The organism is Nereida ignava, from assembly GCF_047114695.1.
GTDB lineage: Bacteria > Pseudomonadota > Alphaproteobacteria > Rhodobacterales > Rhodobacteraceae > Nereida > Nereida ignava.
Map to the genome: position 1 here is coordinate 2105546 of NZ_CP112885.1, position 12179 is coordinate 2117724.

The following is a 12179-nucleotide window of genomic DNA, read 5'->3' on the forward strand; positions in this document are numbered from 1 at the left end:
AGGCCCGCTGTCATGGCCAAAGTGAAAAAACAACCCAAACCAAAGGCGCTCCCGCCCAAAGGTTTCCGCGATTACTTCGGCGCTGAGGTCACAGACCGCGCACATATGTTGGAGCAAATCGCTGGGGTGTATCATCGCTATGGCTTTGATGCGTTGGAAAGCTCTGCGGTGGAAACTGTGGAAGCCCTAGGAAAGTTTTTGCCAGACGTGGACCGCCCCAACGAAGGTGTGTTTGCTTGGCAAGAAGATGAGGACGCAAATTGGCTGGCGCTGCGCTATGATCTGACTGCACCACTTGCACGGGTTTACGCCCAACACCGCAACGATTTGCCGACGCCTTACCGCCGCTATGCGATGGGACCTGTGTGGCGCAATGAAAAGCCGGGCCCTGGCCGCTACCGTCAGTTTTATCAATGTGATGCGGACACAGTTGGAACGGCGTCAATGGCCGCTGATGCAGAGATTTGCGCGCTGCTGTCAGATACGCTTGAGGCCGTGGGTATCCCGCGCGGCGACTACATTCTGCGCGTGAACAACCGCAAAGTTTTGAACGGTGTGATGGAAGTTGCTGGTCTTGCCGGTGACGACAAAACCTCTGAACGCGGCATTGTTTTGCGCGCCATCGATAAATTGGATCGGCTTGGCGTTGAAGGCGTGCGCGCTTTGCTTGGGGCAGGGCGCGAAGATGCGTCAGGTGATTTCACCAAAGGTGCGGGGCTTGATGACGCCGCAGCCGATGTGGTGATGGGCTTCATGGATGCCAAACGTGCCACGGGCCGTGAGACAACTGCGCGGCTGCGCGAGTTGGTTGCGGGCTCTGAGGTGGGGCTACAAGGCGTGGACGAGCTTGACACGATTGCGGATCTGCTCGAAGCGGGCGGATACGGCGCAGATCGCATTGAACTTGATCCGGCGGTTGTGCGCGGTCTGGGTTATTACACCGGCCCCGTTTTTGAAGCTGAGCTGACATTTGAAATTCTTGATGAAAAAGGCCGTCCCCGCCAATTCGGCTCTGTGGCAGGTGGTGGTCGATACGACGATCTGGTCAAGCGCTTTACGGGCCAAGAAGTGCCGGCTGTGGGTGTTTCAATTGGCGTTGACCGTCTGTTGGCGGCGCTGCGCGAAAAGGGACGCATGACAGCAACACACGCAGGTCCGGTTGTTGTGACCGTGATGGACCGTGACCGTCTTGCGGATTACCAATCTATGGTGACCGAACTGCGCAATGCTGGCATTCGCGCCGAGATGTTCATGGGCAACCCCAAGAACTTTGGTAACCAGCTGAAATACGCAGACAAGCGCGCCAGCCCATGTGCAGTGATCCAAGGCAGCGATGAGGCAGACAACGGCATCGTTCAAATCAAAGACCTGATCCTTGGAGCCAAGCTTGCTGAAAACGCGACGTTGGATGAATGGCGAGACCGGCCGCAACAATTCGAAGTGCCGCGCGATCAGCTGGTCGCCAAAGTGCGCGAGATCATCGAAAGCTATTCATAATGGTTGAAAAAGCAGCTTCACGCGCGCTGGCTCAGGGGCTTTTGGCCCAATTCGAAGGGGCGGGCGCACAGCTTGTCGAAGCTGATATTTTGCAACCTGCGGATTTGTTGTTGGACCTTTACGGCGAAGATATTCGCGCGCGAGCCTACACCACATCAGACCCGCTGCGCGGTGAGCAAATGCTGCGTCCCGATTTCACTGTGCCTGTTGTCCAGATGCACATGGACGGCGGGGCAGAGCCTGCGCGTTATGCCTACATGGGTGAAGTTTTTCGCCGTCAAGACACGGATGCGGAACGTGCCTGCGAGTATATGCAAGTGGGCTACGAGGCTTTTGACCGCGACGGCGCCGCAGCCGATGCAGAGGTTTTCGGCCTATTCAGCCGTGTGCTTACCCCTTACGGGTTGGCCGCAGTAACAGGCGACATTGGTCTGGTGACGGCCGCGGTGCAGTCCCTTAACACAAGCGCGCGGCGCAAAGCGGCGCTGATGCGTCACGTATGGCGGCCACGCCGTTTTAGACAGCTTCTTGAACGCTACAGCGGCGCACTTCCTGTAAGCGATGCGCGCGCGAAATTACTTGCCTCTGACCAGCCGTTCAAAAATGCAGGGCCGTTGATCGGCAAACGTTCGGCTGCACAGATCGAGGCACGCCTTGATGTGCTGCGCCAAGATGCGGCTACGGCGCCCATTGGTGCCGGTGAGGTTGAGTTGCTCAACGCGTTGCTTAATTTGCGTGAGACATGCCCTAATGCACTTTCCGCGCTGCGTGATTTTGCCGTTGATTTCCCGCTTCTTGCACCGGCTGTTCAGCAATTTGATGCCCGCCTTGATGCTTTGTCTACCGCAGGTGTTGGTGTCGATGACTTACCGTTCGAGGCAAGTTTCGGACGCACATCGATGGAATACTATGATGGTTTTGTCTTCGGGTTCCGCTCAACGTCACGTCCGGATTTGCCGCCTATAGCAACAGGTGGTCGCTATGATGCGCTGACGGAACGGTTGGGCAACGGACGAACTATTCCTGCAGTCGGCGGTGTCATCCGTCCGGGGCTTTTGTTGGAGGTGGCGCAATGATCAAGTTGGGTGTGCCGTCCAAAGGGCGCTTGATGGAAAAGACGTTTGATTGGTTTGGACAGCGGGGTGTGACGCTGTCGCGCTCTGGCGCTGAGCGGGAGTACGCGGGCCAGGTTGAGGGCGTTGAGGGACTTGAGTTGGTTCTTTTGTCCGCAGGTGAAATCCCGCGTGAGCTGGCCGCTGGCCGCATCAACCTTGGGGTTACGGGCAGTGATCTGGTGCGCGAAAAGCTGGCGAATTGGGATACCCACGTCAGCGAGTTAGCTCTGCTTGGTTTTGGCCACGCCGATCTGATTATTGCGGTGCCAGACGTGTGGGTCGATGTTGAAACGCTTGATGATCTGGATGCAGTTGCGGCGCAGTTTCGGGCTGATCACGGCCATCGTTTGCGGATTGCGACCAAATACCACCGGCTTGTGCGCGAACACCTTCGCGACACCGGTGTTGCGGACTACCAACTGGTAGATAGCCAAGGCGCCACAGAAGGTACGGTCAAGAACGAGACGGCCGAGGCTGTTGCCGACATTACTTCAACGGGTGAAACACTTCGAGCCAACCACTTGCGGGTGTTGTCGGGTGAGCCGGTGCACCGGTCTCAGGCCACGCTCTTTAGATCCCTAAGTGCGCCGATGACCAAAGCGGACCGCACAAATCTTGCTCAGCTTGTGGATGTGCTGAGGCTGCAGGACGCGCGCTAGGCCGTCCATTTAGTTGCGAGTCAACGCACGCCTAACGCACGCCAATGTCGGCCAATGCAGCGCTTAGGTCCGCTGGCAGCGCCTCTTCATTTGCGCGGGCATCCGACAGGTCAGCCGGACTATCTTCTGGTTTAAGGTATCGCCAGCCTTGGAATGGCCGCTTGAGGGCGGTTTCCGTCCGGTGCATTTCAGGATCGACAACAATGGCGCAGCGGCGAATGCCATCACCGGCGATGTATTCATCAAGGCGCAAAATACGTTGCCGGCACTGGATAACGCCTTTGATCACCCAAAAGATTGAGCCGCCATTGAGGATTTCCTCCTCACGTTTCGGCCACATACGGGTAATGTGCTGCGGTTTATTATCGCGGGTGCGCGCGCGAGGCAGGGCCTGCCAAGCCAGTAATTGTTCAACGTTTTCAGTTCCAACTGATAGTTTGATTAAATTAATTATCTTTTCCACAGGCCGACCCTCAAAATTATCAATCAATGGTAGTAGAAATCAGTGCACCATCAAGCTATTGTGTGGGTCTGCCATTGAACATCGAAATAGGAAACCCGCTATGAGCCGATTCACTGCCCCCATTGCTGAGCAAATCTGGGACATGAAATACCGTTTCAAGGAAGCTGATGGAACACCCATCGATACCACTGTCGAGGACACGTGGCGCCGGATTGCGCGCTCGCTCGCGTCGGTAGAAAAGGACCCCGCCCATTGGGAGGAGCGGTTCTACAGCGCGCTTGAGGATTTCAAATATCTGCCAGCGGGCCGCATTACTGCGGGTGCCGGAACCGAGCGGTCTGTTACGTTGTTCAACTGCTTTGTTATGGGCACGATCCCTGACAGCATGGGCGGCATTTTTGAGATGCTCAAAGAAGCAGCGCTTACGATGCAGCAAGGCGGTGGCATCGGGTACGACTTTTCCACCATTCGCCCCAAAGGTGCTGGTGTAAAGGGGGTGGCGGCAGATGCCTCAGGTCCTCTGTCGTTCATGGATGTGTGGGATGCGATGTGCCGCACAATTATGTCCGCGGGCTCGCGCCGTGGTGCGATGATGGCGACAATGCGCTGTGACCACCCTGACATCGAAGACTTCATTACGGCAAAATCTGACGCGGCGCGTTTGCGGATGTTTAACGTTTCCGTTTTGATCACTGACCCCTTTATGGAGGCAGTGAAGGCAGGCTCAACTTGGGATCTGAAGTTCGATGGCGTGACGCATAAAACGGTTAACGCCCGCGAGTTGTGGGACCAGATCATGCAGTCCACGTATGATTACGCAGAGCCCGGTGTCATCTTTATCGACCGCATCAATGCGATGAATAACCTCAACTATTGTGAAAGCATCGCGGCCACCAACCCATGTGGTGAGCAGCCACTGCCACCCTATGGCGCGTGTCTGCTTGGCTCGATCAACATGGCCAAATTGGTTGAGAACGCTTTTGAAGAGGGCGCGCATCTTGATGTTGCCAAAATGACAGAGCTGGTCGCGACCGCTGTGCGCATGATGGACAACGTCGTGGACGCATCACGCTTCCCGCTTGAGGCACAGGCGCAAGAGGCCCAAGCTAAGCGCCGCATCGGCCTTGGTGTGACAGGTCTTGCGGATGCGCTGTTGATGGTTGGTCTGCGTTACGGCTCCGTTGAGGCGGCTGAGCAAACAGACGCATGGATGAAAGCCATCGCAAACGCGTCCTATATGGCATCTGTCGATCTGGCCAAGGAGAAGGGTGCGTTCCCGCTCTTTGATGCAGAAAAATACTTGGCCAGCGGTGCAATGGCGACCATGGACAAAGAAGTCACAGATGCCATTCGCAAGCACGGTATTCGTAACGCGCTTCTGACATCCATCGCGCCAACAGGCACCATCAGCCTTTACGCGGGTAACGTGTCATCAGGCATCGAGCCGGTATTTGCATATGCTTACAAACGTAAGGTTTTGCAGAAAGACGGCAGCCGTACTGAAGAAGAAGTCGTAGATTACGCAGTACAGATGTGGCGCGAAAAGTTCGGCGATGCTGAGCTGCCTGACTATTTCGTCAACGCACAGACACTTGCGCCGCTTGATCACGTTCGGATGCAATCTGCGGCTCAAAAGTGGATCGACAGCTCCATTTCCAAAACCATCAACTGCCCAGAAGACATCAGCTTTGAGGCATTTAAAGAAGTCTACATGGAAGCGTGGGACACGGGCTGTAAGGGCTGCACAACCTACCGTCCAAATGATGTGACGGGTTCTGTTCTGTCTGTTTCGGAAAGCAGCGAAAGCGCACCTGAGGCGGATACCGGTGCAGATGTTGTTTACTTGTCAGAGCCGCTTGACCGCCCACAAGAGCTTGAAGGCACAACTTATAAGTTGAAATGGCCCGACAGCGAGCACGCGATCTACATCACCGTCAATGATGTGATGGTTGGCCAACAGCGTCGTCCGTTTGAAGTGTTTATCAACTCTAAAAATATGGAGCATTTCGCATGGACAGTGGCACTTACACGCATGATCTCGGCGGTCTTCCGTCGTGGTGGAGATGTGTCGTTTGTTGTTGAAGAACTGAAAGCGGTCTTTGATCCGCGCGGTGGTGCATGGATTCAAGGCCGTTATGTTCCGTCGATTTTGGCGGCGATCGGTCAAGTGATCGAAAAGCACATGATCTCTATCGGCATGATCGAAGGTGAAGGCATGGGCCTCAAAAGCGATCCGCAGCAACAAGTCGTGAACCTTCACGAAAGCCGTGGAAAAGCTTGCCCAAGCTGTGGTCAATATAGCCTGCAAATGCGTGAAGGCTGCATGACATGCTCGGACTGTGGTCACTCAAAGTGCGGCTAGCCTAGTCTAGAGGTGCATTTTTTGTGTATTGCGAAACACCCGCGGTGATGCTGCGGGTGTTTTTTATTTTGGCACCGGATTTGCTGTTGAAGATAGACGTTTGATAGTCACCCACATCCCGCAAGAACTGGGTCGCCTTCTGCTACCCTGTGCAGTTAGATAGCAATGTAAATACTTATTACAGGTGCTTTGATGGGCAAACCGACTTCTCCCGTTGTGGACCTGAATGCCGCACTTTTGCTGCTTTTGTTGGCGGCTGTTTGGGGTGGGTCTTTCTTTTTCGCCGAGGTTGCTTTGCGTGAGTTGCCGCCGCTTGTCATCACGTTGTTCAGGGTATCGCTGGCGGTTCCGGTTTTGCTTATGGTTGTGGTTTTGCGCGGTGTCCCCATCACGCGCAGCTTGCGGGTTTGGCGCGCTTATCTGGTGATGGGCGCGCTCAACAATGCGATACCGTTTTCGCTCATATTCTGGGGCCAGACCCAAATCGAGAGCGGGCTTGCCTCAATCTTGAACGGGACGACAGCGATGTTTGGCGCGCTGATTGCTGGGCTTTTGCTGCCCGATGAGCCGCTGCGCGCCAACAAATTGATCGGCGCGGCCCTGGGTCTTGCGGGGGTTGCTTTCATCATGGGGCCTGATGCGTTGCAGGATTTCAACCTAACCAATCTGGCACAACTGGCCATTCTGGGCGCGACGTTGTCGTATGCCTTTGCGAGTGTATGGGGCAAAACCACGCTTGCCGGTCAGCCACCTTTGATGAATGCGCTTGGTATGGTGGTGTGCAGCAGCGTGTTAATGCTGCCCATCGTATGGTTTGCCCACGGTGCCCCGTCATTCGCATTTCAGCCTGCAACATGGGGCGCGCTTTTGGGGCTGGCGGTGCTGTCAACGGCGCTCGCCTATTTGCTCTACTTTGCGATTTTGGCGCGCGCAGGGGCGGCCAACTTGATGCTGGTCACGTTGTTGATCCCGCCGTTTGCCATCACGCTTGGGGCGTTGTTCTTGTCTGAACGGATCGGAATTCAGGCGTTTGCGGGCTTTGCTGTGATCGCCATTGGTTTTGCGGTTACCGATGGGCGGCTCTTTGCCCGTTTGCGTCAACGCCGTTGACAAAATAGCGTGTAAATTGAACCGTTGCGCTAAGGTAATTTTGATTGGATCAGCTTATGAGATTTTTGAGTTTTGCCGCTTTCACTTTGGCATGCACCACGGCTCTTCATGCCTCTGACACCCGCCAGCTTGGCGCCCACGAACACGGGGTGGGGCAGTTAAACATTGCCGTCGATGGTGGGCAGGTTGCGATGGAATTTCATGCGCCGGGTGCTGATATTGTGGGCTTTGAGTATGTGGCAAGCAGTGATGTGGATCGAGCGGCTATTGCTGACGGGGTCGCAGCGCTTGCGCGTCCGCTAGATTTGTTCGTGTTGTCTGCCGAGGCTGGCTGCAATGTCGTGCGCGCCGCGGCAGAGCTTGAAGCGGATGAGGGGCACGTTCAAGGCCAAGATGCGCATGATCACGATACCCACAATCACGATGAACACAATCACGATGAGCACGCCCATGACGCGCACGCGGACGGGGACAGTCACGCAGAGTTTCACGCAGAGTATCTGTTGGAGTGCGCATCACCTGACGCGCTCAGCACTGTTGAGTTTGCTTATTTTGGCCACTTCGAAAATGCCCGCGAAGTCGATGTGCAAATCCTAAGCGATGCAGGCGCGATCCGCTTCAAAGTTACCCGCAGCGAGCCTGTTCTCGACTTGCGCGGCATGTTCTGAGAAAGCCGCAGCCCGTGACGCGCCCAGATCAGGTTTTGTCCATGACGGATGTGTCGTACCGTTGGGGGCGTGCGGGGTTTGGCCTTGCGGTGCCACAGCTACAGGTCGCGGCAGGCGAAACAGTGCTTTTGTTAGGGCGAAGCGGGTCAGGTAAATCCACGTTGCTGTCGCTGATCTGCGGCACCGTTATGCCAGATCAGGGGCGCATCGATGTCGGTGGTGCTGATCTTTGCACCCTATCTGCGGCGCGGCGGGATCGACACAGGGCCGAACATATTGGCCTCATTTTCCAACAATTCAATTTGCTGCCCTACGCAAGTGTCACGGACAACATTTTGCTACCATTGCGGTTTGCGCCCAAGCGACGTGGCCGCGTTTCGGGGCCGCTGCATGAGGCCGCACGGCTGTGTGCAGCGCTTGGGATTGATGAGGCGCTACTGGCTGCGCGGGCGGGAAGTTTGAGTGTGGGCCAACAACAGCGCGTCGCCGCTGCCCGTGCGCTTATCGGGTTCCCGCCGCTAATCATCGCAGACGAGCCAACCTCTGCGCTTGATGCCGCCACCCAAGAGACTTTTCTTAGCCTGTTATTCGATCAGGCCCGCACGCATAATTCTGCCGTGATGATGGTTAGCCATGACGCGCGCCTTGCGCCGATGTTTGATCGGGTTCTGCAGATGGACGACATTGCTCAAACGTTGCCTCCGCCACCGCAAAAAATGCGGTCTGCCACCAAAACGGAGCACAGCGCATGATTATCCGACTGGCCTTGGGATCATTGCGCGCCCGTGCAGTCACGGTGGTTATGACTGTCTTGGCCATCGCGCTGTCGGTCATGTTGTTCTTGGGTGTTGAGAAAGTGCGCACCGGCGCCAAGGCCAGCTTTGCCGACACCATATCGGGGACGGACTTGATCGTGGGTGCACGTTCCGGATCGGTTCAGCTTTTGCTTTATTCGGTTTTTAGGATTGGGAACGCCACCAACAATATGACGTGGCAAAGCTACCAAGACATTTTGGCCCGCCCCGAAGTTGATTGGATCGTGCCCATCTCTTTGGGTGATAGTCACCGACAGTTTCGTGTGATGGGCACCACGGATGCGTTTTTTCAGCGTTACAAATATCGCTCGGGCAGGGGGCTTGAGTTGGCAAAAGGTACGTTGATGGGGGATCTGTTTGATACGGTTCTTGGCGCGGATGTTGCTGACGCATTAGGCTATGACATAGGCGACCCGATTGTCGTGTCACATGGGCTGGCATCGTTTAGCGATCATGATGATCTGCCGTTTCGTGTGTCGGGCATTTTGCAGAAAACAGGCACCCCTGTTGACCGGACTGTCATCGTTGGACTGCGCGCGATTGAGGCCATTCATGTTGACTGGCAAAGCGGCGCGCGTACGTCTTTGGCCACCACGCCCGAGGCAGTGATCCGCCAGATGGAGCTGGAACCCAAGGCAATCACCGCGGCACTTATCGGCACCAACAGCCGTCTTCAGGTTTTTGGCCTGCAGCGCGCCATTAATGAATATCCCCAAGAACCGCTTCTGGCGATTTTGCCGGGCGTGGCACTTCAGGAACTTTGGCAAATCGTGGGCATCGCGGAAACGGCGCTACTGGCAGTTTCAGCGATGGTCATTGTCACCGCGTTGATCGGGATGATGGCAACGCTTTTTTCAAGCCTGTCAGAAAGGCGACGCGAAATGGCAATTTTCCGGGCAATGGGCGCGCGGCCACGGGTCATCGTGGGGCTGTTGGTGTTGGAAGCTTCGTTGATGTCCGCTGTGGGCGCGGCGCTTGGGGTGGTGATGCTGTACGGCGGGCTTGTGGTGGCGCAACCGATGATTGACGCGGCCTTTGGCCTTTGGTTGGCAATTGAGCCGCCCACGTTTCGTGAGGGAATTGTGGTGCTGTGTGTCGTAATTGCTGGCGCAATTGTGAGCGCCGTTCCCGCGATCAGGGCCTATCGCGCGTCTGTTGCGGACGGTATGATAGTGAAGATTTAGGAGCACTGTTTGATGAAAACCCCGTCTCGCCGTCAGATGTTAGGCATGGTCGCCGCCAGTGCGGTGATGCCAAGCGCGGTGCGTGCGGCAGCGGCCCGTGAAATCATGTGGGAAGAACTTATCCCGCCCGGGGTGCCTTATTCGGAGATCATCGGGGAAGGCGACATTGATCCGGTAAACGACACATGGCAGCCGGTTTTTGATGGCAACGCAACCAAGCTAAACCCCGCCCTTGATGGCGCCTATATCCGTATGCCCGGCTATATTATCCCGTTGGAATTTGGCACCGGTGGGGTGCGTGAATTTGTTCTTGTTCCTTATGTGGGCGCGTGCATCCACGTGCCGCCGCCGCCGCCTAACCAGTTGGTGTTTGTGACAGCGCAGGACCCTTGGCCCAACGATGATTTGTGGGAAGCCGTTTGGGTCACCGGCGAGATCAGCCACGCCATTCAACAGACCGAAGTGGCGCAAACGGGCTACGCGCTATTGGCTGATGCGATGGAGGTGTACCAATGGTAAATGGCCGCACGAACCGGCGCGCTGTGATCGCAGCACTTGCCAGTTTGCCACTTGGGGCGCGTGCGGCTCTGGCGGCCGAGTATATCGATCTGGAATGGCGCGATCTGTTGCCCAAAGGCCAAATGGCCATTCCGCCAGTGGTGCAAAACCTGATCGATCATGACGAGATGGCCACAAGCGCCATGCAACCAAAATCCAGCGGTGTGCGCACGGATTGGAACGGCCAGATCGTGCGCATTCCGGGCTTCATCGTGCCGATTGAATATTCGGGCAGTGGGGTGTCTGCATTTATTCTGGTGCCTTTCGTGGGCGCTTGCATCCATGTGCCGCCGCCCCCTGCCAATCAACTGGTTTTTGTGACCACGCCTGAACCTTACGAAAGCTCGGGGCTGTATGAGGCAGTCAACGTGATCGGTATGTTTGGAACGGCCTCTATGTCGACCCAACTGGCCGATATTGCCTATGCGCTGTCAGCAGAAAAAATTGTGCCTTTTTCCGTCTAGGACAGCTTTGATTGTCAGGTGTCTTTGGTATCTGATTTATCTTCCGTGCACACGCGGCTTGTGGTAATCTTAATAAATAATAAAAAACGAGTTGAGGCAGAGTAACGAGTTATGGGAACGAGCTTTCGAGGCGCGTTCGTAATCTCTTGGGCTCAGACAGAAGTAGATGGATTGCCGGACGCACCTGCGGCCGAATTGCATGTGGGGTCCGCATGGGCGTGGTCTGGCGAGGCAGTGCGCGTGGACGGCCCCCGTGATGTCCTACTTTTGAACGAGGCCGAAGGGCAGGCGGATTTACACGCGCGTGCGTCCAAAATGGCGCGCAAACTAGTCGGTGCTGCGTTGGGGTCTTCTACGATCGGCAGCAATGCGCGGCTCCCTTTGAGTGGGGTCGATGACAGGGCGCGGGATGCTCATTTTATCCTGACCAATGGCACACACAGATACACGGCAATTGAAATCCCCACCGGTCACAAAGATGATGGCACGCCGCGTGCGCCATTATTGCTGTTTGTGAATGAACTGCCCCCGCCGCGCGCAGAACTTTGGGTTGTGGCGCGTCATACCCCATCGCGCAGTTTCAACCGTGTGAGTGACACAGCCGATGCGGTCATTTGCTTTACCAACGGCACATTGATCGACACGCCAACTGGTCCCGTACCGGTTGAACATCTGGGCGAGGGGGATTGGGTGCAGACCAAAGACAATGGCCCGCAACCTATTGTGTGGCGTGGGGGGCGGCGCATTTCAGGGGCACGAATGTTTGCCATGCCCCATCTGCGGCCAGTCAGGATACGCGCGTATGCCGTGTTCGATGATGTTCCGGATTGCGATTTGCTTGTCTCGCCAGATCATCAACTGGTTTTGCGTGGGGCCGCCGCGCGCCGTCTTTTCAACACGCCCGAGGTGCTGGTGCCCGCCAAAGAACTGCTCAACGGGCGCAAGATTTTCATAGATCATACCGTGCGCGAGGTTTTTTATAATCACCTGATGTTTGAGCAGCATCAGATCATTTGGGCAAACGGGCTTGAGGTGGAAAGCTTTCACCCTGCGCAAACAGACCTCAACGAGATCGCGCAAGACCAGCGTGACGTGCTTTTTGACCGCTTTGCTGAACTGCGTGATACCCCCGAAAATTATGGCCCATCAGCGCGCCGTTGTTTAAGCCGCTCTGACGTTGCGGTGTTAAGCCACGACATCGCCAAACGCGCATAGCACACAGGCCCGTGCGAAGGTGTTGACAGCTCCGTTCACTGCCGTATAAGCGCGGCTTCATTGGTGTTG

At 56.0% G+C, this 12179-nt stretch carries 12 protein-coding genes; 11 read left to right on the forward strand and 1 reads right to left on the reverse strand.

Translation table 11 applies throughout. The features are described 5' to 3' along the window. Positions 1–12: 12 nt before the first annotated feature. The 3 genes from hisS to hisG are packed head-to-tail and all read left to right on the forward strand — an operon-like array spanning position 13 to position 3271. Positions 13–1497: a histidine--tRNA ligase gene (hisS, locus tag OLX08_RS10390; RefSeq protein WP_391481279.1), complete on the forward strand. Its 1485-nt coding sequence runs from the start codon at positions 13–15 to the stop codon at positions 1495–1497. Then, on the forward strand, positions 1497–2573 hold the full coding sequence (locus tag OLX08_RS10395) for an ATP phosphoribosyltransferase regulatory subunit (protein ID WP_391481280.1): 1077 nt from the start codon (positions 1497–1499) through the stop codon (positions 2571–2573). Before hisS ends, OLX08_RS10395 begins: the two co-directional genes overlap by 1 nt. Beyond that, entirely contained in the window at positions 2570–3271 is a 702-nt protein-coding gene (gene hisG / locus OLX08_RS10400) for an ATP phosphoribosyltransferase (RefSeq protein WP_391481282.1), read from the forward strand. The genes OLX08_RS10395 and hisG overlap by 4 nt, the downstream gene beginning before the upstream one ends. A gap of 31 nt (positions 3272–3302) precedes the next feature. Here hisG and OLX08_RS10405 read toward each other — a convergent pair whose 3' ends face one another. Continuing rightward, entirely contained in the window at positions 3303–3734 is a 432-nt protein-coding gene (locus tag OLX08_RS10405; protein WP_048599411.1) for a DUF1489 family protein, read from the reverse strand. Positions 3735–3834: 100 nt separating this feature from the next. Here OLX08_RS10405 and OLX08_RS10410 point away from each other — a divergent pair, with 100 nt between their 5' ends. The 8 genes from OLX08_RS10410 (at position 3835) to OLX08_RS10445 (ending at position 12110) form a co-directional block, all read left to right on the forward strand. Then, entirely contained in the window at positions 3835–6096 is a 2262-nt protein-coding gene (locus OLX08_RS10410; RefSeq protein ID WP_391481284.1) for an adenosylcobalamin-dependent ribonucleoside-diphosphate reductase, read from the forward strand. Between the two features lie 192 nt (positions 6097–6288). Next, entirely contained in the window at positions 6289–7206 is a 918-nt protein-coding gene (locus OLX08_RS10415) for a DMT family transporter (protein ID WP_391481285.1), read from the forward strand. A gap of 56 nt (positions 7207–7262) precedes the next feature. Continuing rightward, positions 7263–7874 (forward strand): DUF2796 domain-containing protein, encoded by a 612-nt coding sequence (locus OLX08_RS10420; protein ID WP_391481286.1) that lies wholly within the window; start codon positions 7263–7265, stop codon positions 7872–7874. Positions 7875–7888: 14 nt separating this feature from the next. Next, positions 7889–8626 carry an ABC transporter ATP-binding protein gene (locus tag OLX08_RS10425; protein WP_391481288.1) on the forward strand — a complete coding sequence of 246 codons (738 nt, stop codon included), beginning with the start codon at positions 7889–7891 and terminating at the stop codon, positions 8624–8626. After that, complete coding sequence (locus tag OLX08_RS10430; RefSeq protein WP_391481290.1) at positions 8623–9873, forward strand: ABC transporter permease; 1251 nt, start codon at positions 8623–8625, stop codon at positions 9871–9873. Before OLX08_RS10425 ends, OLX08_RS10430 begins: the two co-directional genes overlap by 4 nt. Before the next feature lie 12 nt (positions 9874–9885). Then, positions 9886–10392 (forward strand): DUF3299 domain-containing protein, encoded by a 507-nt coding sequence (locus OLX08_RS10435; RefSeq protein ID WP_391481291.1) that lies wholly within the window; start codon positions 9886–9888, stop codon positions 10390–10392. Then, the gene (locus OLX08_RS10440; RefSeq protein WP_391481292.1) at positions 10386–10895 is read left to right on the forward strand and encodes a DUF3299 domain-containing protein; all 510 of its coding nucleotides are present in this window, start codon (positions 10386–10388) and stop codon (positions 10893–10895) included. Before OLX08_RS10435 ends, OLX08_RS10440 begins: the two co-directional genes overlap by 7 nt. Positions 10896–11006: 111 nt before the next feature. Continuing rightward, on the forward strand, positions 11007–12110 hold the full coding sequence (locus OLX08_RS10445; protein WP_391481294.1) for a Hint domain-containing protein: 1104 nt from the start codon (positions 11007–11009) through the stop codon (positions 12108–12110). The last annotated feature ends 69 nt before the right edge of the window (positions 12111–12179 follow it).